General features: G+C 60.5%; 20 protein-coding genes. 7 read left to right on the top strand and 13 right to left on the bottom strand.

Annotated elements, in window-relative coordinates:
* Positions 1–113: 113 nt before the first annotated feature.
* From GGD50_RS27075 to GGD50_RS27105, 7 genes are all read right to left on the bottom strand, one after another.
* Positions 114–407 (bottom strand): ArsR/SmtB family transcription factor, encoded by a 294-nt coding sequence (locus GGD50_RS27075; RefSeq protein ID WP_107109913.1) that lies wholly within the window; start codon positions 405–407, stop codon positions 114–116.
* A 319-nt stretch (positions 408–726) separates the two neighbouring features.
* The gene (gene lpxE, locus GGD50_RS27080; RefSeq protein ID WP_107109912.1) at positions 727–1,470 is read right to left on the bottom strand and encodes a lipid A 1-phosphatase LpxE; all 744 of its coding nucleotides are present in this window, start codon (positions 1,468–1,470) and stop codon (positions 727–729) included.
* A 199-nt stretch (positions 1,471–1,669) separates the two neighbouring features.
* Positions 1,670–2,425, bottom strand: coding sequence for a phosphatase PAP2 family protein (locus GGD50_RS27085; RefSeq protein WP_245407531.1), 756 nt, complete (start codon positions 2,423–2,425; stop codon positions 1,670–1,672).
* A gap of 131 nt (positions 2,426–2,556) precedes the next feature.
* Positions 2,557–3,669 carry a 3-isopropylmalate dehydrogenase gene (gene leuB / locus GGD50_RS27090; protein WP_107109910.1) on the bottom strand — a complete coding sequence of 371 codons (1,113 nt, stop codon included), beginning with the start codon at positions 3,667–3,669 and terminating at the stop codon, positions 2,557–2,559.
* A gap of 262 nt (positions 3,670–3,931) precedes the next feature.
* A complete protein-coding gene (locus GGD50_RS27095) occupies positions 3,932–4,750 on the bottom strand; it encodes a sugar phosphate isomerase/epimerase family protein (protein WP_107109909.1) in 819 nt (272 codons plus the stop codon).
* Positions 4,751–4,939: 189 nt separating this feature from the next.
* A complete protein-coding gene (gene leuD / locus GGD50_RS27100; RefSeq protein WP_107109908.1) occupies positions 4,940–5,548 on the bottom strand; it encodes a 3-isopropylmalate dehydratase small subunit in 609 nt (202 codons plus the stop codon).
* A 182-nt stretch (positions 5,549–5,730) separates the two neighbouring features.
* Positions 5,731–5,961 carry a hypothetical protein gene (locus tag GGD50_RS27105; RefSeq protein ID WP_107109907.1) on the bottom strand — a complete coding sequence of 77 codons (231 nt, stop codon included), beginning with the start codon at positions 5,959–5,961 and terminating at the stop codon, positions 5,731–5,733.
* A 126-nt stretch (positions 5,962–6,087) separates the two neighbouring features.
* On the opposite strand from GGD50_RS27105, the gene GGD50_RS27110 reads away from it, so the two are divergent.
* A complete protein-coding gene (locus GGD50_RS27110; protein WP_107109906.1) occupies positions 6,088–7,038 on the top strand; it encodes an HpcH/HpaI aldolase/citrate lyase family protein in 951 nt (316 codons plus the stop codon).
* Positions 7,039–7,160: 122 nt separating this feature from the next.
* Positions 7,161–7,367 (top strand): DUF1737 domain-containing protein, encoded by a 207-nt coding sequence (locus GGD50_RS27115; RefSeq protein ID WP_107109959.1) that lies wholly within the window; start codon positions 7,161–7,163, stop codon positions 7,365–7,367.
* A gap of 19 nt (positions 7,368–7,386) precedes the next feature.
* On the opposite strand, the gene GGD50_RS27120 is transcribed toward GGD50_RS27115, so the two are convergent.
* Positions 7,387–7,824 carry a metallopeptidase family protein gene (locus GGD50_RS27120; protein WP_107109905.1) on the bottom strand — a complete coding sequence of 146 codons (438 nt, stop codon included), beginning with the start codon at positions 7,822–7,824 and terminating at the stop codon, positions 7,387–7,389.
* A 163-nt stretch (positions 7,825–7,987) separates the two neighbouring features.
* Between GGD50_RS27120 and GGD50_RS32900 the strand changes: the two genes are divergently transcribed.
* Genes GGD50_RS32900 through GGD50_RS27130 form a run of 3 tightly spaced genes read left to right on the top strand, consistent with a single transcriptional unit; the run spans position 7,988 to position 13,894 of the window.
* Positions 7,988–8,956, top strand: a complete 969-nt coding sequence (locus GGD50_RS32900; protein WP_245407530.1) for an ImuA family protein — start codon at positions 7,988–7,990, stop codon at positions 8,954–8,956.
* Between the two features lie 40 nt (positions 8,957–8,996).
* Complete coding sequence (locus GGD50_RS27125) at positions 8,997–10,424, top strand: Y-family DNA polymerase (protein WP_245407542.1); 1,428 nt, start codon at positions 8,997–8,999, stop codon at positions 10,422–10,424.
* On the top strand, positions 10,421–13,894 hold the full coding sequence (locus GGD50_RS27130; protein WP_107109903.1) for an error-prone DNA polymerase: 3,474 nt from the start codon (positions 10,421–10,423) through the stop codon (positions 13,892–13,894). Before GGD50_RS27125 ends, GGD50_RS27130 begins: the two co-directional genes overlap by 4 nt.
* Positions 13,895–13,912: 18 nt before the next feature.
* On the opposite strand, the gene GGD50_RS33385 is transcribed toward GGD50_RS27130, so the two are convergent.
* Entirely contained in the window at positions 13,913–14,209 is a 297-nt protein-coding gene (locus GGD50_RS33385; protein ID WP_343070017.1) for a hypothetical protein, read from the bottom strand.
* On the opposite strand from GGD50_RS33385, the gene GGD50_RS27135 reads away from it, so the two are divergent.
* Together GGD50_RS27135 and bfr are read left to right on the top strand one after the other, a co-directional pair.
* Positions 14,090–14,347 carry a (2Fe-2S)-binding protein gene (locus GGD50_RS27135; protein ID WP_343070018.1) on the top strand — a complete coding sequence of 86 codons (258 nt, stop codon included), beginning with the start codon at positions 14,090–14,092 and terminating at the stop codon, positions 14,345–14,347. The two genes, GGD50_RS33385 and GGD50_RS27135, sit on opposite strands and share 120 nt — an antisense overlap.
* Complete coding sequence (bfr, locus tag GGD50_RS27140; protein WP_146144011.1) at positions 14,313–14,798, top strand: bacterioferritin; 486 nt, start codon at positions 14,313–14,315, stop codon at positions 14,796–14,798. The genes GGD50_RS27135 and bfr overlap by 35 nt, the downstream gene beginning before the upstream one ends.
* Positions 14,799–14,944: 146 nt before the next feature.
* On the opposite strand, the gene GGD50_RS27145 is transcribed toward bfr, so the two are convergent.
* The 4 genes from GGD50_RS27145 to GGD50_RS27160 form a co-directional block, all read right to left on the bottom strand.
* Entirely contained in the window at positions 14,945–15,484 is a 540-nt protein-coding gene (locus GGD50_RS27145; protein ID WP_107109900.1) for an RNA pyrophosphohydrolase, read from the bottom strand.
* A 16-nt stretch (positions 15,485–15,500) separates the two neighbouring features.
* On the bottom strand, positions 15,501–16,685 hold the full coding sequence (locus GGD50_RS27150) for a divergent polysaccharide deacetylase family protein (protein WP_107109899.1): 1,185 nt from the start codon (positions 16,683–16,685) through the stop codon (positions 15,501–15,503).
* Between the two features lie 221 nt (positions 16,686–16,906).
* On the bottom strand, positions 16,907–18,235 hold the full coding sequence (locus GGD50_RS27155) for a S41 family peptidase (protein ID WP_104824886.1): 1,329 nt from the start codon (positions 18,233–18,235) through the stop codon (positions 16,907–16,909).
* Positions 18,225–19,700 (bottom strand): murein hydrolase activator EnvC family protein, encoded by a 1,476-nt coding sequence (locus GGD50_RS27160; protein ID WP_414124100.1) that lies wholly within the window; start codon positions 19,698–19,700, stop codon positions 18,225–18,227. Before GGD50_RS27160 ends, GGD50_RS27155 begins: the two co-directional genes overlap by 11 nt.
* Positions 19,701–19,727 lie beyond the last annotated feature (27 nt).

Below are 19,727 nucleotides of genomic sequence, written 5' to 3' on the forward strand. Positions count from 1 at the left end.
TGTTGACGCAGACGAGGGCCTTAGTGTGTCGACCTTCATCCCGTCCCTTTGATATTTAGATAATCATCTAACTGATACAAGAGCAGCCGTTGCGGGCGGAGGGAAAAGAATTGTCAGATGGTGGCGAGTTCCGCCATGTAGGCATTCAGGACATCGCGCCGAAGCAGCAAGTTTGCGAACTTGCCTTCCCGCACGATCTCGATGAGGCCGGCGTTTTCGAGTTCCTTGATGTGGTGCGATATCGTCGCGGCGCTGACAGCATGGCACTGCGTCAGGATGCTGCAAGGCATAGGCTCGGCGCGACCGCCGATTTCCTTCAATATCTGCACGCGGCGCGGCTCGGCGAGCGCCCGGGAAATCAACCCGAGTTGCCTTTCGCTCAGTCGCGTCTGTCCTGCATCGGTCATTGTCTTCGCCACACTCGAACGGGGAATGGATTTCCCGCAAATTCGCCGCTTCAGATATATGAATGCAGGCAATACTTGGCAACTATTCGAGGTGTGATGGTGCGTTGCGTGGCATATTGATGAGGGGAATTTTCTTTTCCCTCATCCGCCCTCGTGGTTCGAGGGCGCTGTGCGCCGCCTCACCATGAGGGCTAACCTTTTTTGGCTTCGCTCCTCGGAGTGAAGGACTTTATCCCCTGTGGCCGGGCGCGGTATGCGCTCCACCTTCATCCTGAGCTTGTCGAAGGACGAGGGTGGCCCCAAGGCCGCGGCAAAGAGGTTACTTCCCCTTCAACAGCGGCAATCTCGGCACCGGCCAGCCGGTCTCGCCGATGCGGAAGAGCAGGCCGTAGCGGGAATAGACGATCGCCACCATGAAGGAAAACCAGCCGCCGAGGGCGAGGCCGGCGATGACGTCGCTCGGATAGTGGGCGCCGATCATCACGCGCGTGGTCGCCAGCCAGAGGGCGCAGGCGATGAAGATGTAACGATAGCGCGGGAAGAGGAAGGCAAGCGCCACGAAGAAGGCGCCGATGGTGGTCGCATGGCCGGACGGGAAGCTTTCGAAGCCGGCATGGCCGTTGAAGGGCGAGAAACCGAAAGGACCCCAATCCTCAAAATGCATTGGGCGGGCACGGCCGATGGCGCGCTTCAGGAGATTGGCGATGATACCCGACAGCGTGATGGTCGTCAGCAGATAGCCGCCGATCTGACAGATGCGCAGGGCCTGGCAACGACAGCGTGGCGATTGCAACAGCCGGCTGCCGGCCCAGCCTTCGAAGAACAGAAAGGCGCTGAGCAGGATGATCCAGCCGGATTCGCCGAAATTGGTGAGCAGTTTGCCGAAGAAATGAATGGGTGGAGCGATGTTCTTGATGTTGGCGCCGACCGGCCAATCGAACAGCAGCGCCGCGAGCAAGACGACATTGGCGGTCAGGAACAGACAGATCTTCCAATGCGACGGTGCGAAGCCGCTCTTGTTCCGCCGCCACCGCCTGTCCAGAGACGTCAAGATCGCCTGCATATCCACCGCCTGTCGCCGCTACTTCCTACCCAAGTCGGCAATTACGCCCAGAGCAGTTCAGCGCCTCACGGAATCGCTGGACTGCTCTATCTTTTTGTTTTCACGCAATTCCGGACGGAAAGCGGCTCACGCACTTTCCTGGAATTGCTGTAGCAGGCTCCTGCAACAGTTTTTTTACAGATTTAAGACGGTCGGTGGTTCAGCGAAGCCCGTGGTTCAGCCGCGGCCGCGGCCACCCGTCTTTGACCACGGAAAAAACCAGGCCGAAACGGGAAAAGAGGATCGCAACGGCGAAAGCGATCCAGGCGCCGAGCGCCAGGCCGGCGGTGACATCGCTTGGATAGTGGACACCGATGATGATGCGCGAAGCGCCAAGCCAAAGGCCGATGCCGATGAACAGCAGCCGGAATCGCGGGAAAAGCAGGGCCAGAGTGACAAAGAGCGCACCCACATTGGCCGAATGCGCCGAGGGAAAGCTTTCAAACAGAAAGTCGCCGTGAAACGGCTCGAAACCGAAAATGCCGTATTGATCATAAAGAGGGGGCCGGGCGCGGCCGATCGCGTATTTCAGAAGATTGACGACGATGCTGGTCGTGAGAACGGACAGGCCGACATAGGCGATCATCCGGATGAAAAGGGCGGCCCGGTAACGGCCGTGCGTCGGTGCACGACGTAGGATGAAAAGGCCGACGGCAGACACGACGGCGATAGCGGCGAGGATCCAGGCCAGCCTGCCGATATCGGTGATGGCGCCTGCGACTGCGATCAGTTGCGGCGAGAGGTTCTTTGCAGCCTGTCCAAGTGGCGTATCGAAGACGAGGAAGGCAAGAATGACGATGTTGACCGCGGTCAGCGTGTAGCCAAGCCAAGGAAGGGGGCCATGACGGTTGCGGCGAAGGTCATAACGCCGCGCCAGCCTCTGCCAAGGCCGTGATTGCTTCTGGATTGTGCTCACCGGCGGCGATGTCGTTTCCGTGCTCATCCAACGGAAATAAGGGTCCGCCGCGCGGAGTTCAACGAAAAGCCCCCGCTCTGCAAGCCGAGAGCGAGGGCCTTTGATGTTTCACATGAAATATCAGACCGCGATTATGCCGACAGCGCCTTGAATTCGGCGAGGATGGCATCGCCCATTTCGGCGGTGCCGACTTGGCGGCTGCCAGCCGACATGATGTCGCCGGTGCGGATGCCGCTGTCGAGCACGTTGGCGATTGCCTTTTCCAGCGCATCGGCATCGGCCACCAGGCCGAAGGAGTAGCGCAGGCACATGGCGAAGGAGGCGATCATGGCGATCGGGTTGGCGATGCCCTTGCCGGCGATGTCGGGGGCCGAGCCATGCACGGGCTCGTAGAGCGCCTTGCGCTTGCCGGTCTTGGCATCGGGTGCGCCGAGCGAAGCGGACGGCAGCATGCCGAGCGAGCCGGTCAGCATGGCAGCGACGTCGGACAGCATGTCGCCGAAGAGATTGTCGGTGACGATGACGTCGAATTGCTTCGGCTGACGAACGAGCTGCATGCCGCCGGCGTCGGCGAGCATATGCTCAAGCTGCACGTCGGCATATTTTTCCTTGTGCGTCGCGGTGACGACCTGGTTCCAGAGCACGCCCGACTTCATGACGTTGCGCTTTTCCATCGAGCAGACGCGGTTGTTGCGGGTGCGTGCCAGTTCGAAGGCGACGCCGGCAATGCGCTCGATCTCGTAGGTGTCGTAGACCTGGGTGTCGATGCCGCGCTTCTGGCCGTTGCCGAGGTCGATGATTTCCTTCGGCTCGCCGAAATAGACGCCGCCGGTGAGCTCACGGATGATAAGGATATCGAGGCCGTCGACCAGTTCCGGCTTCAACGAGGAAGCCGATGCCAGCGCCGGATAGCAGATGGCCGGGCGCAGGTTTGCGAAAAGCTCGAGGTCCTTGCGCAGGCGCAGCAGGCCGGCTTCCGGGCGCACTTCGTAGGGAACGTCGTCCCACTTCGGGCCGCCAACGGCGCCGAAGAGCACGGCGTCGGCCGCAAGCGCCTTCTGCATGTCCTCTTCGGAGATGGCGACACCATGCGCATCATAGGCGCTGCCGCCGACAAGGCCTTCATCCGTAACGAAACCGGCATTCTTCGCCTCGTTCATATAGGCGATGATCTTGCGGACTTCGCCCATGGCTTCGGGACCAATGCCGTCACCCGGCAGGAGGAAGAGATTGCGCACTGTCATGGGAAAAGCCTCCGCAAAAGAAATAAGTTGCGGGTTCTTAGACCCGCCAAGAAGGCTTTTCAAGCGAGGAAGGGGCGGAAACGGTACGGTTTGGGGCTTTTGCGGCCGACCCTCGTGGTTCGAGGCTGCGCCCTTTGGGCTTCACACCTCACCATGAGGGCGGAGCGAACTATAAGCCAGGCGAGAGGACGAGCCCTCATGGTGAGGAGGCCCAAAGGGCCGTCTCGAACCACGAGGGCGGATGGCTTGCGTTGCTTTATCTTTACTCAGCCAATCCAAGCGAAGCGAGATAGGCTGCCGATGCCGGGATCTTGGACTTGTCCTTGATCTCGATGATCAGGCGCGGATTGCTGTTGAGCTTGGCAAGGGCGGCGAAGACGGCGCGCCAGTGGATATTGCCTTCGCCGAGGCTCCAGTGGCGGTCGGCATAGCCGTCGGCATCCTGCAGGTGGACGTGCTGGAGGCGGTTGCCGGCGGCGTGGACGTAGTAGTCGACCGGCGGTGCACCGGTGTAGCCGTGCGCGTAATGGGCATGGCCGGTGTCGATCGAAACGGCGACGGCGGGCGAGTTGAAGCTGTCGGCAAGACCGACGCGGATATGGGGATCCTTATCCTCGATGTTCTCGATGACCATGGTCAGGCCAATGTCTTCGGCGCGCTTCACGGCATCCTTCAACGTCAGATGCGTGTATTCAATGATCTTCTCGCGTTCACCCTTGTTGTTGTCGAGGTTGTTGTAGGACCATGACGTATAGGGGCTATGGATGACCATCTGGGTGGCGCCGATATTGGCGCAGACGTCGAGTGCCTGCAGCAGGCGCTTCGTGACGACGGCGCGGATCTCCGGGTCCTGCGAGGCGATGATGAAGCCCCAGAACGGGCCGTGGATGCCGAGGCGGCCCTGATGGCCGTCAAGCAGCTTCCTCGCGCGCTCGGCAAGCGGCGCCCAGTCGCCATTCAAGATTTCGGCTTCGACGAAGCTCTGCAGTTCCAAGTCGCGCCGCTTTTCGAGCAGCCAGTTGCGATGGGTTTCGACGTCGTCAAGCGTCATGGCGGCGCCAAGAATGGGAAGGGAAGACATGAAATGCTCCGATCGGGAGGAGGAGATGGAGGGAGCGGGAGCGGCCAGAGGGGCTCCGCAAAGGCTATATGATCCCCCTTTTTGTCGGGCATATTACAGCCGGCAAAGTCATCAGCTTGCCACGGCATGAAAACAAAAAGCCGGGCTTTTCAGCCCGGCTTCGACACGCAAATGTGATGATGAAATCGATCAGGCAGCCCAGGGATGGGATGCGGCATTCGTCTTTTCGAAGCTGTCGATCGCTTTGGCTTTTTCCAGCGTCAGGCCGATATCGTCGAGGCCGTTCAGCAGGCAATGACGCTTGAATTCGTCGAGATCGAACTTGATCGAACCGCCGTCCGGGCCGGTGATCTCAAGGTTTTCCAGATCGATCGTCAGGATGGCGTTGGAGCCGCGCGAGGCGTCGTCCATCAGCTTGTCGAGATTTTCCTGGCTGACCTTGATCGGCAGAATGCCGTTCTTGAAGCAGTTGTTGTAGAAGATGTCGGCGAAGCTGGTCGAAATGACGCAACGGATGCCGAAGTCGAGCAGTGCCCACGGGGCATGTTCGCGCGAGGAACCGCAGCCGAAATTGTCGCCGGCGACGAGAATCTTGGCATTCTGATAGGCCGGCTTGTTCAGCACGAAATCCGGGTTCGGCGAACCATCCTCATTGTAGCGGGCTTCGGCGAACAATCCCGTGCCAAGACCGGTGCGCTTGATGGTCTTCAGATAGTCCTTCGGGATGATCATGTCGGTATCGACATTCACGACCGGGAGGGGTGCTGCGACACCAGTCAACTTCACGAACTTGTCCATGGGGGTCCTGCCTTCAATTTTCGTCTATGCACGAATTATCCTGCCAATAGAGCAAATCCCGGCAAAAATGAAGGGGAATCTTGGAAATGCTCTAAACCGGGCGCCTTGGCCGCAGTTCAGGAATTGCGCGTGGATTAAGCGCATTGGAGAGCGGCGAGGCGCCGCCCTGCCCTGATCTTGGCTTAGAGGTCGATGATCGTGCCGCGGCCGTCGTTCCAAACGCGCATTTCGCGCTGAGCATTCGCCTTGGCACGCACCGGAGCAGGTTTCATCCGCAACGAAATCGCGCGGCCCACCATAAGCACGGTGAGGATGCCGCCGACAGCGAGCGTGATTGAAACGGTAAACAGCGCCAGGGCTGCAAACACGGTGATGCCGGCAAGCGCGATGAACAGGGAACGGATATTCTGCATGGTCGAGACCTCTCTACTCATGGCAATGTGGTCCTCTCTTCTTCTCTCTGCAAGAGGAGCATGGCTTTTTGTTGTCTTGCCCGTTGTTGTCTTGCTTGACGGCGGAAAGCGCGGCAAAACTGCATCATGAGCCGTCTCGCCCCTCCCCGTTCCGTCCGTCTGCGCCGCTCGGTGCTGAGTGTCCCTGCGATCAACCGCCGTGCGCTTGAGAAGATAGCCGATCTCGATTGCGACGCAGTCATCTTCGATCTCGAGGATTCCGTGGCGCCGGAGAAAAAGGCGGAAGCGCGGGAGAATTTGCGGGCTTTTTTCACCGGCTCGCTGCTTGCCGGCAAAGGAGAGGCTGGCAAGGAGCGCATCATCCGCATCAATACGCTGTCATCCGGCTTCGGTGCCGAAGACCTGGAGCTGGTGCTGGCGCTTGAGCCCGATGCGGTTCTTCTGCCAAAGGTCGACGAGCCGCAGGATGTGACTGTTGTCAGCGACAGGCTTGCCGAGGCGGATGCGCCGGAGAGCCTGCGCATCTGGGGGATGATCGAGACGCCGCGCGGCGTCTTGAATGCCGCGGCCATCGCCGAGGCCGGCCGCACACCGGGAAGCCGGCTCGATTGTTTGACCGTCGGCCTCAATGATCTGCGCAAGGAAACCGGTGTGTTGCCGCAGCCGGGCCGCACCTATCTCATGCCGTGGCTCATGCAGGTGATCTTGGCCGTCAGCGCCTATGGGCTCGACGCCATCGACAGTGTTTTCAACGATTTCAAGGATATGGAAGCCTTCGACGTCGAATGTGCGGAGGGCCGAGCCATGGGCTTTGCCGGCAAGATGCTGATCCATCCAAACCAGATCGAAGCCGCCAACCGGCATTTCGGGCCGCACGAGGCCGCTCTTGCCGAGGCGCAAGCCATTATCGCCGCTTTCGCCGATCCGGCGGCGGCCGGTCTCAATGTCGTGAACCTCGGCGGGCGCATGGTCGAGCGGCTGCATCTTGTCCAGGCGGAGAGACTGGTCCATAAAGCTCGCCTGATTTCAGAGCGTCCTTTGCGGTTGTCTACGGCCGCACCTCGGGATGAAGGCTGATAGAGCAATTCCAGGAAAAGTGCGTGAACCGCTTTCCGTCCGGAATTGTGTGAAAACAAAGAGATAGAGCAGTTCAGAGATTCCGTGAAGCGCTGAACTGCTAGGTTATGAAAGACGATTTGATGAAACTTTATCGCTTCCTTACCGGCCCCGACGACGCTTCCTTCTGCCATAAGGTGACCGCGGCGCTGAACAAAGGCTGGGAACTCTCGGGCTCGCCGACCTACGCCTTCAATGCGGCGACCGGCCTAATGCTGTGCGGCCAGGCAGTCGTCAAGGACGTCGCGGGCAAGGATTACGATCCGGAAATGAAGCTTTCGGAGCAGTAAGAGTAACAGGATCGCTTATTCAGCGGTCCGTCGCCTCTTCGGCGCTCGCCTCGATGCGTTCCATGTCCTCGTCGCTCAGGCCGAAATGGTGGCCGATTTCGTGGATCAGGACATGGGTGATGATGTCCCCGAGGGTTTCGTCGTTTTCCGCCCAATAATCGATGATCGGCCGGCGATAGAGGCGGATCTTGTTCGGCATTTCCCCGGTTTGGGCTGTGAAACGCTCCGATATGCCGCGCCCTTCGAACAGACCGAGCAGGTCGAACGGCGTTTCCAGCGCCATGTCCTCGAACACGTCGTCGTCGGGGAAATCTTCGATGAGGATGATGAGATTGCCGGTGAGCGAACGGAATTCGTCCGGCAGGTGGCTGTAAGCCTCCGTGGCCAGGGATTCGAATGTGCTGATCGAGGGGGCATGGCGGTCCCGCCAATCCTCGCTCTGGTCAATGCGGGCCATGAATGCTTCCTTCCTTAGCTGGTCATATAGAGCCTTTGTTTCGGTTTTTCGAGAGTGGATTCAGGCAGAGGAATATTTTCTCATAAAATGGTGTTGACTCTTCTTCCGACCTCTGGAATCCATAAGAACATAACAGGAACATAATTGATCTGGAGCTACCGTCATGGCTGAGGCCGCCGTGGCGCGGGAGACGCTTTTTGCCCTGCGTGAAACCATTGCCCGACTGGAAGGCAGGCCGATACCGGCGCTGGCAGCCATGGCGCATGAGACACGGGCGGCAGAGCCGGAGGCCGGTTCGGCCGATGCTGTCCAGCCGCTTGCAATAGGGGTTGCCGCTCTCGACGAGGCGATGCAGGGCGGCGTGCCGCTGGATGCGCTGACGGAGATCCGTTCGCTCGCCTTGCGTGATGCCGGAGCGGCGAGCGGTTTCACCCTTGCTCTTGCTGCCCGGCTCAGAGTGTTTGCAGGGCGGCCTCGGGGGCAAGCCGTCGGCAAAACCACGGCCGTATCGCCGGTTTTGTGGATCGGCGATACTGTCGCGGGGATGGAGGCGGGCCTGCCCTATGCGCTCGGGCTTCAGGATTTCGGATTGGAGCCGGCCGGCTTTCTACAGGCGTCGCCGCGCAAGCTGGAAGAGGCGCTATGGCTGGCGGAGACGGCGCTTGCCAGTGCGGCCTTTGCGGTCGTCATTCTGGAGGTGCGCGGCAATCCGGCCCGCTTCGGGCTGACCGAGAGCCGGCGGCTGGCGCTGCGGGCCAAGGCGGCGGGGCGGCCCTTGTTTCTGTTGCGTCAAGCGGGCGAGGAGGAGGCGAGCAGCGCTCTCTTCCGTCTCGCCGTCGAACCCGCGCCGGCCCTGGCGCGGCCCTTGCCGGACGGATCGCTGCTTGGCGGCAGCATCGGTCATCCGGCCTTTCGTCTCACCCTGGAAAAAAGCCGTAACCCGGCGCCCTTTTCCATAACCCTGGAGTGGAATGCCCATGACCGCCAGTTTGCCCCTGTCCTCGACGCTCAGCACCCTGCCTTTCCCGGTGAACACGCAGCGCATTCTGGCGCTGACCTTTCCGCACCTGCCGACCGACCGGATCGCGCGCAAGCGATGGGGTCTGTCCTGGCGTTCGACCGGTCGGCTTGAGGCGCCGCCGCTCGCCTGTGCCGGCAAGCTGAACAATGCCATGCGGCTCACCGCGCTCAATGAAAGGGCCGAGACGATCGGCCTGAAGCTCGCACAGGGCGTTGCCGAGGCGAAGGCAATCTGTCCCACCCTTGACGTCGTCGAAGAGGACCCGGGCGCGGACCGCAAACTGCTGGAGGCGATCGCCGATTGGTGCGATCGCTATACGCCGCTGGTGGCGATCGACGGCAAGGATGGGCTTTTCCTCGATATCACCGGCTGCGCCCATCTCTTCGGCGGCGAAGAGGCGCTGCTCGAGGATATTCTGATCCGAATTTCCCGGCTTGGTCTCTATGTGCGCGGCGCCATTTCCTCCGCACCGGGCCTTTCCTGGGCGGTTGCCCGCTTCGACGACAGCCGCGTTGTTCCTCCGGAGGCCATGGAAGAGGCGCTGGCGCCGCTGCCGGTCGCCTCGCTCAGGCTTGGCGAGGAAACCGTCGCCGCATTGCAGAAGCTGGGATTGAGGCAGGTGGGCGATCTCCTGGCAGCGCCGCGGGCGCCGCTGACCCGCCGTTTCGGTGCGCAACTCCTTTTGCGGCTCGATCAGGCCATCGGCCTCAACGAGGAGCCTATCTCGCCTCGTCGGCCGGTTGCGCAATTGTCAGCCGAGCGGCGGCTTGCCGAGCCGGTGCAGGCGGAAGACGATATTCTGCAGCTTGCCCGTCAGCTTGCCGAAACCTTGAAGCCGGGGCTGGAGGCCCGCGGTGTCGGCGGCCGCTCCTTCGAACTTTTGTTGTTCCGGGTCGATGGCGCTGTGTTCCGCATTGCCGCCGGCGCATCGCAGCCGCTGCGGGAGCCGAGCCGGATCGCCAACCTGTTCACGGAGCGCTTCACCGCCATTCATGACGATCTCGATGTGGGATACGGCTTTGAAATCGTCCGTCTCAATGTGCTGCAGCATGCGCCTTTCGACGCGATGCAGGGCGATTTTGTCGGAGAAGGCCGCCAGGACGCGTCGCTCGCCGCTTTTGTCGACCGGGTGGCTGCGCGGCTGGGGCCGGATTGCCTGCAGGGTTTCGAATTGCAGGAAAGCCATATTCCCGAGCGGGCCGTGCGACCGATGCCGGCCATGGGGCTTCTCGCTTCCCGGCGGCGGATAGGTAAGGAAGATGCCGGGTCTGGCTTCTTCCGCGGTGAGCGGCCGCTGCGGCTGTTTCGCATGCCGGAGCTGGTCGAAACCGTTGCCGCCGAAGTGCCCGACGGTCCTCCCCGGCAGTTTCGCTGGCGACGGATCATGCATCGGGTCAGCCGAGCCGAAGGGCCGGAGCGGCTTTCGGCGGAATGGTGGGTCGAGGAAAAGGAGGAGCCTGCCCGCGATTATTTCCAGATCGAGGATGAAGAGGGCCATCGTTTCTGGCTGTTTCGCAAGGGTCTCTACGGCCGAGGCGGAACGGCGCCGGACTGGTACATGCACGGGGTCTTCGCATGAATGCGCGCCCGAGCTTTCACGACCCCGTACCCTTCTTCGAGATCGGGGTGAGAACGAATTTCTCCTTTCTCGAAGGCGCCTCGCATCCGGAAGAAATAGTGGCGCAAGCCGCTATCCTGAAACTTTCGGGGTTTGGAATTGCCGACCGCAATTCGGTTGCAGGCGTCGTCAAGGCGCATGCGCATACCAAAGTTCTCCGAGAAAAATATGAAGAGGCCGCTAGGAACAACAGGGAGCTTCGAGCCAAGGGGGAGCCGGAAAAGCCCCTCCTGAAGCCGGTTCCCTTCCAACCCGGCGCTCGCCTGGTGTTTTCGGACGGTACGCCCGACATCCTTGCCTATCCGCAGAACCGCAAGGGCTGGGCGCATCTCTGCCGGCTGTTGAGCGCCGGCAATCTGAGCGGCGAGAAAGGCGTCTGTATCCTCAATGAAAGCGACCTCATGGAATGGGGCGACGAGATGATGCTGGCCCTTGTTCCTGATGCTGATAGCGTCGAGACGTCGGAGGGGCAGGCCAAGCTGGAACAGTGCCTAGCGCGACTATGGGCCCGCTTCGGCCGCAAGCTCCATCTGGTCCTGTCGCCGGCCTATGATGGTAGGGATCGGCTGGTCTTTGCTACGCTCTCCATCATCGCATTGCGCAACGGCGTGCGGCTAATCGCCAGCAACCAGCCGCTTTATCACGCGACCGAACGCAAGCCGCTTGCCGATATCGTCGTTTCGATCCGCGAGCATGTGCCGATCGCCGAGGCCGGCTTCAAACTGGCGGCCAATGCCGAACGCTACATGAAGAATGCGGTCGAGATGGCACGCTTGTTCCGGGATTATCCGAAGGCGATCACCAATACGCAGAAGTTTTTTAGCCGGCTGTCTTTTTCGCTGGACGAGTTGAAGCACAATTATCCCGACGAAAGCATTGATGGCGAGACCGTTGCGGAGACGCTGAAGCGACTGACGTGGGAGGGGGCCAGAAGGCGCTTTCCTGAAAAGATTCCCGAAAAGGTCTCGATGCAGATCGAGCATGAACTCAAGCTCATTCGTGAGCGGCAATATGAGCCTTATTTCCTGACGGTGCACCGCATCATGGAGTTTGCCCGTAGCGCGAATATCCTGTGCCAGGGACGGGGATCGGCGGCCAATTCGACGGTCTGTTATTGCCTCAGGATTACCGAGGTCAATCCGGAAATAACAAGCTTGCTCTTCGAGCGTTTCATATCGACGGAACGCGAGGAGCCGCCTGATATCGATGTCGATTTCGAGCATGAGAAGCGTGAAGAGGTCATCCAATTCATCTACAAGCATTACAAAAAGGAGCATGCCGGGCTGACGGCGGCGGTCACCAGCTATCGGGCGCGCTCGGCCGGTCGCGAAGTCGCCAAGGCTTTCGGCTTGTCCGAGGATGTGCAGTCTGCCCTTGCAAGCGGTGTCTGGGGCTGGTCGACGGAGGAGTTGTCCGAACGCGAGGCGAAGATTGCCGGTCTTGATCTCAAGGACAAGACGACACGCAACGTCCTTTCCTACGCCACGACTCTGATGGGGTTTCCGCGGCATCTGACCCAGCATGTCGGCGGTTTCGTCATCACCCGGGATCGATTGGACGAGGTGGTGCCGATCATGCACACGGCGATGGACGATCGCTATATGATCGAGTGGAACAAGGACGATCTCGACAATCTCAACATACTGAAGATCGACGTGCTTGCGCTCGGTATGCTGACCTGTCTCGCCAAGGCTTTCGATCTGTTGCTGCTGCATTACGATGTGAAGAAGCAGCTCGCCGATCTTGGTAGCGGCGAATATCCCGATCGCATACCGGTCTACGACATGATCTGCCGCGCCGATACGATCGGCGTCTTCCAGATCGAAAGCCGGGCACAGATGAGCATGCTGCCGCGTCTCCGTCCTCGCAAATTCTATGATCTGGTCATCGAGGTGGCGATCGTCCGGCCCGGTCCCATCCAGGGCAACATGGTTCACCCTTATCTCAAGCGGCGGGATGACATTCTTCATAATAGGCCGATCGAATACCATCGTCCGGAATTGAAAGCGGTCTTGGAAAGAACATTGGGAGTTCCCCTGTTTCAGGAGCAGGCGATGCAGATTGCCATTACAGCGGCCGGATTCTCGCCCGCCAAGGCCGATCGGCTACGCCGTTCCATGGCGACATTCAAACGAACGGGGAAGGTTGACGAATTCAAGCAGGACCTGGTTTCGGGCATGGTCGCGAACGGTTACCCTCGGGACTTTGCGGAGCGCTGTTTCAGCCAGATTGAAGGCTTCGGCGAATATGGCTTTCCCGAAAGCCATGCGGCGTCCTTTGCGCTTCTCGTCTACGCCTCTTCCTGGCTCAAGGCCTATTATCCCGATGTCTTCTGTGCGGCGATCCTGAATGCCCAGCCTATGGGCTTCTATGCGCCGGCGCAGCTCGTGCGCGATGCGCGTGAGCATGGTGTCGAGATGCGGCCGGTGGATGTCAATCATTCCAGTTGGGATTGCCTGCTGGAGAAGGCGCGTTTCGATCAGGATGCCGTCGAGCCGCGTCATGCGTCGATGCGCGAGATCATCAAGGCGCAATGTGCCGTCCGCCTCGGCTTCCGGCAGGTCAAAGGTTTGTCCGAGGATGAGATGGAACAGCTCGTCGAGCGCCGCGGCGATGGCTATCGGTCCGTGCGCGATCTTTGGCTGCGCTCCGGGCTTGCCAAGTCCGCTATCGAGCGCCTGGCCGATGCCGATGCCTTTCGCTCGATCGGCCTCAGCCGTCGCGAGGCGCTATGGGCTGTCAGGGCGCTCGATGTCGGCAGCGCCGCGGAAAAGCTTCCCCTCTTCGATCTTGCCGATCGGACCGACCTGCAAGTCGAGCCCGCAGTTTCCCTGCCGGAAATGCTCCCCGGCGAGCAGGTGATCGAGGATTATCGCTATCTTTCGCTGTCGCTGAAGGCGCATCCGGTGTCCTTCCTGCGTGCGGATTTCGCCCGACTGGGCATCGTGCAGAACCGGGATTTGCCCAATGTTCCTAATGGTAGGATGGTGACGATTGCCGGGCTGGTGCTGGTGCGGCAGCGACCGGGATCGGCGAAGGGCGTGATCTTCATGACGCTGGAGGACGAGACCGGCGTCTCCAATGCGATCGTCTGGCCGAAGATGTTCGAGAAATACCGGGCCATCGTGATGGGCGCCCGGCTGGTCAAGATACGCGGCCGCTTGCAGAGCGAGAGCGGTGTCATCCATGTGGTGGTCGATTATATCGAGGATATGACACCAGCGCTGGGGATCCTGCAACGCGAAGCCAGGCGGTTCGGCGTCAACGATCGGGCGGATGAGGCCCTGCGTCCGACCATGGATCATCGGCAAAAGAAGCGGCTTGCCGAAAGCCGGTCGGTGCGCGAGCAGACTGCTGAGATAGCGGCAGATGGCCGCAGCACTATCGCCCAGACGGCAAGCGTCATGCCGCGAGGCCGTAACTTCCATTGATGCGCCGGATGTTAGGGCTCACGCTGAAGTGACCTTGTCCGGCTTGCCCGCTGGAAAATGAATCGATTTTTCTTGACAAAGATCGTCTTCTTTCGCAGATAACAAGACAGCAGATGTCATGTTTGACGGGCTGAGCGAAGAATGCTGGTTTGCAGTTGTAATTACATCACCGACAAGGAAATCCGGGAGACGATTATCGAGCTCCTCGATCAGGATTGTTGGCAGCTCATCGTTCCTGCCAAGGTCTATCACGCCATGTCGAAGCGTGGCCGTTGCTGCGGCTGTTTCCCGAATGTCGTCGACATCATTATACAGACGACCGAGGACTATCATGCCCGCCGCCACTCGACGGAGGCGGAAATATTTGATTTCATGTCCCGCTTGAAAAAATTTCATGAAGACAACAGGAGAGCGGACATTGAAAGGCGACAAAAAAGTCATCGAGCGGCTTAACGAGGCCCTATTTCTCGAACTCGGTGCAGTTAATCAATATTGGGTTCATTACCGGCTTCTGGAAGATTGGGGCTATACCAAGCTTGCCAAGAAGGAGCGCGCGGAATCCATCGAAGAGATGCACCACGCCGATCGCCTCGTCGCTCGGATCATCTTCCTCGAAGGACATCCGAACCTGCAGACGCTGGCGCCGCTGCGCATCGGCCAGAACGTCAAGGAAGTGCTGGAGGCCGATCTCGCCGGCGAATATGATGCCCGCACCGCCTACAAGAAGTCGCGCGATATCTGTCACGATGCCGGCGACTATGTCTCGATGAAGCTGTTCGAAGAGCTGCTGGCGGACGAGGAAGGCCATATCGACTTCCTGGAAACCCAGATCGAACTGCTCGAAAAGATCGGCGAGGCCAAATACGGCCAGCTCAACGCCGATTCCGCTGATTCTGCTGAATAATTGGCTTGGAGCAATTCCAGGAAAAGTGCGAAGCGGTTTTCCGTCCGGAATTGCGTAAAAACAAAGTGATAGAGCGGTTGTTAGATGCTGTGAAAAGCTGAACCGCTCTATTGCTTCCGGCCGCCTGAAAGGTGGCCGGAACGCCCTCAATCTTCCGCCTTCAGACCGGCCAGATGTTGGAATTCGGCGACGACCTGTTCGTAGACCGACCGTTTGAACGCGACGATCAGGCCGGGCAGCTCTGCCATCGGCTTCCAATCCCAGGCATCGAATTCCGGCTCATGACCGCCAGGCGGCGGGTTGATGGCGATTTCGCTCTCGTCGCCGTCGAAGCGGAAGGCGAACCAGCGCTGGGTCTGGCCGCGGAATTTTCCCCTGAGGCCGATGCCGATCAACTGCGGCGGCAGATCGTAATTGATCCAGTCCTTGGCTTCGGCGAGCAGGGTCACGGTCTTCATGCCGGTCTCTTCGTAGAGCTCGCGATAGGCCGCCGCCAGCGGGTCTTCGCCCTCGTCTATGCCACCCTGCGGCATCTGCCAGAGATGCGGAGAGCCGTCATATTCGGAATTGCCGTCCGGGATGCGCTTGCCGGCCCAGACCAGCCCATCGCGGTTGAGCACCATGATGCCGACGCAAGCGCGATAGGGCAGGTCTTCAGCTCTGACGGGGAAGTGGCTCTTGCTCATGATTATCCTCTAAGCCTCAGGGATGTTTTGGGTCGTCGGCGAGGGCGGAGACGGCGACGATCTCAATGCCGCGCATGGCTGCCTCCTCGCTCCATTTGCTAATGGCGTCGACGCTCTCGTCGAAAGCGGATGCAACGCCGATTGCCGATCCATTGCGGCGCGCGATGCGCTCCAGCTCGTCGAGCTTCTTCAGAATGGCATCCTGCTTCAATTCTCCGTCGAGCTGCAGATCCGCAAAGGCATGCGGCATCTCCAGCGCCTTGGCGATAGTACCGGATTTGGACTGCGCCGAGGAGCCGTCGTCGAGGAACAGCAGGCCGCGCTTGCCGATATCGCGCATGACGGGTTCCATGGCGCCGGCATTCGACAGGAATCGCCCGCCGAGATAGTTCATCACGCCGGTATAATTGGTGATTTCGGCCATGGCCTTGTGCAGGTCTTCGATATTCTTGGCCGCCGGCTGCGAGGTCAGAAGCGTATCCGGTCCCGGATTGTTGCTGGGATAATCGAACGGCTCGAAAGGTACCTGGATCAGAATCTCATGGCCGCCCCGCCGCGCCTCCTGCATCCAGCGCTGCAGACTGTTGCCGCTGGCGGCAAAGGCGAGCGTGATATCCTCCGGCAGTTTCTCGATGGCGCGCTGCGTGCCGGTCTGGCTGAGGCCGAGGCCGCTGACGACGATGGCGATGCGCGTGCCGCGGGCGCCGGACCATGGCCGCGCATATTGGTCCATCGGTCTCAAGCCACCGGGCGCGGTAATCGGCAGCTTGCCGAAAGGCGAATCCTCCAGCAGGCTGTCGTTCGGCGTTGCCGCCATGCGCGGATCCTGGCCGACCTGATTGGCATTGATCAGTACGGGGCCATCGCCATCGCGGGTGTTCGGGCTGAACATGGTCACAACGGAACCATCGCTGGTGATGACCCGATGCGTATCGGCGCCGGATTGCGGATCGACCTGCTTCAGGCCCGGGGTTTGATCGGCTGTAGCCTGCTTATCGTCGGCTTGAGGCGGCGATACCTTCGCTGTGGTCTCGACGGGGGGAGTTTTCTGCAGGTTGTCGCGCAGCAGTGCCGAATAGAGCGAAAAACTGGCGATCGCGATCAGGCAGAAGCCGGCGAGGATGCGCCCGAAGGGCGGACGCCGCGGCTTGCGGCCAGAGCCGCGGTTCTGGCCCAGCGGTGCATGCAAATCCGTTCCCAAAGTCCGTATCCACCCCAAAAGGGAAACTGTCTGCCCCTGTGCCTTCCGCTGTCATGCAACCATCAAAGCGGAAGGACGCTCCAGATTCAAAACACTCAAGCAGATCCAAAATGGATTTCGAATAAGATCCTGCTTATTCAAATAGTTAGAGCGAGATGAGATGAGTCACCTCGCTCTTGATATGAACGCGCCGGGTCTGTTTCCAGCCCGGCGCTATTTCCTTACTTGGAGGAAACCGCCTTTTCCGGGTTCGGCGGGAAGGACGGGTCGGTCTTTGCGCCACGCAACAGGTCGAGCGCGTAGTTGAGCTGGACGTCGTCCTTCGGATCCGGCGGCACGTAGGCGGCCGAGCCGGAGCCCTGATCGGTTTCGCTCTGGCCCTTGATGTGGCCCGGCAGGCTGGATTCGCCTTCCGTCACCAGCTTGCCCTTCAGGTCATCCGGCAGCGGCTCGTCGACCTTGACGTCAGGCGTAATACCGGTGCCCTGGATCGAACGGCCCGACGGCGTGTAATAGAGCGCCGTCGTCAGACGCAGCGCGCCGTTGCCATCGCCAAGCGGGATGATGGTCTGCACGGAGCCCTTGCCGAAGGATTGGGTGCCGAGAACGGTGGCGCGGCGCAGATCCTGCAGGGCGCCGGCAACGATTTCCGATGCCGATGCCGAACCGCCGTTGATGAGCACGATGATCGGCTTGCCGTCGGTCAGATCGCCCGGGCCGGCGTTGAAGCGGCGGGTTTCGTCCGGGTTGCGGCCGCGGGTCGAGACGACTTCGCCACGCTCCAGCACATCGTCAGCGACGTTGATCGCCTGGTCGAGCAGACCGCCCGGATTGAGGCGCAGGTCGAGGACATAGCCCTTCAACTTGTCAGCCGGGATATCCTTCTTGATCTTGGCGATCGCGGCTTCCAGGTCCGGCGTGGTCTTTTCGGTGAAGGAGATGATGCGGAGATAACCGACATCGCCGCCCTCTTCGCGCGACTTGACGGCAGCAACGGCGATCACGTCACGGATGATGGTGAGTTCGATCGGCTTGTCGGCGCCCTTGCGCATCAGCGTCAGCTTGATCGGCGTCTTGACGGCGCCGCGCATCTTCTCGACGGCGTCTTCCAGCTTGAGGCCGCGGACCGACTGGCCGTCGATGGCGGTGATGTAGTCGCCGGCGAGAACACCGGCTTTGGCGGCGGGCGTGTCGTCGATCGGCGTGATGACCTTGACCAGGTCGTTGTCCATGGTCACTTCGATGCCGAGACCGCCGAATTCACCCTTGGTCTGGGTGCGCATATCGTCGGCGTCCTTGGCATTCATGTAGCTCGAATGCGGGTCCAGCGAGGACAGCATGCCGTTGATGGCGGCTTCAATAAGCTTGTCTTCCTGGGGCGGCGTTACGTACTGCGCGCGCACACGTTCAAAGACGTCGCCGAAAATCGACAGTTCCTTGTACGTGGAAGCGCCTGCGGCTTCCGCCGGCGCTACCGCCGTGTAGATGACGCTCATCGCGGTCGCACCCATCAATGCGCCAACGAGAACAAGAGAAGCCCTACGTATCATTGCGTGCCTTTCCAGTGTCTTTGGAGGTCCACCAAGGCCGAGAATCGACCGGCTTCCCATCTTTTCGAAATTCAATGTAAAGCGTTGGCCGATCCGTTTCCAGCGCCAATGCAGTCGCGCTCGCGACTCTTTTTTGGCCCATCACAGCAAGCGGTTCGCCAGCGAAGACAAATTTGCCCAGACGCGTCTTGATCGCGTCCATTCCCGACAGCACCATATGGTAGCCGTCGCCGGTATCGAGAATAACCATCTGGCCATAGCTGCGAAACGCGCCGGCGTAAACGACCGTCCCATCGGCGGGAGCGGTGACGAGCACATCGGGGCCGGTTGCGACGGTCAGGCCCATCGCCGTATGCCCCGTACCATCATCGTCGCCGAACTGGCGGAGAATATCACCCGCCACAGGCAGCTCCAATTTCCGTTTAAGGTCGGAAAACGGATATGCGGGCGCAATGCGGTTTTTATCGGGCACACCGTTTTCGGCCAGGGCCTTTGCCTGTTCGCGCTGCTGATCGGTCATCTGCTCGCGGCGGGCCTCTTCCGCGCGGGCCGCGGCGGCGGCATCGCGCACCGAGCCGATCTGGCTTTCCAGCGACGCGACGAGGCCCTCGAGACTGGTCGCCTGGCCCGCCAATTCCTCGGAACGCTTGCGCTCGGCATCCAGTTTGGCGGCGTTCTCATGGCTGAGCTTGTCGTTTTCGGCGATCAGCATGTCCATGCGCCGTTCTTCCTCCAGACTGTTGGTCATGGTGGCCGTGAGATCAGCCTTTTCTGCCGCGGTGGCGGCATGCAGCTTGGTGAGATCGGTGAGGTCGGCGATGAGCTTGTCCGTCTCCTTGCGCATGCCGGGAACGACGGCGCCGAGCAGGATGGCGCTACGCACGGAAGCAAGCGCATCGTCGGGCGTCACCAGCAGCGCCGGCGGCGGGTTGCGGCCCATGCGTTCCAGCGCGCCCAGAACTTCGGCCAGCAGCGCACGGCGCTCATGCAGCGATTGGCGGATCTTGTCTTCCTTGACCGCGAGATCGGTCAGCGTCTTTTCGCTCTGCTGAATCTTGCGGTCCATATCCCTTCGGCGGGCGGCGCTGTCAATCAACGCTTGGCGCAGGCTGTCGGTGCTCTTGTCGAGCGAAGCGATGCTGTCTTCCAGGGCTTTCGTCTTGTCGGAGGAAAGGCTGATCGTCTTTGATAATTCCTGCAGCTCGGCGCGGGTCTGGTCGCGCTTCCGAGCAAGGTCGGCGGCCGGATCTGGCGCCTGTTCCGGCTGCTGCGCCGATGGTGCGGTCGATGTGGCGACGGGCTGATCGTCTTTGGTTGGCGCGAGAGCGGGCGAAGCACCGTCATCTTCCTGCGCCAGGGCCATGTCCCGGAATTGAAACGGACTTTCCAGATAGACGCCGACGCCAAGGCACACTGCCAGGGAGGGCAGCAGCAAGCGGAAAAGCGTGGGCGGGGTTTTTCTCATCCAGTCGTTTGGGCTTAGCCCCTTCAA

Origin of the sequence: Martinezella paranaensis (assembly GCF_014200235.1) — a bacterium.
GTDB lineage: Bacteria > Pseudomonadota > Alphaproteobacteria > Rhizobiales > Rhizobiaceae > Rhizobium > Rhizobium paranaense.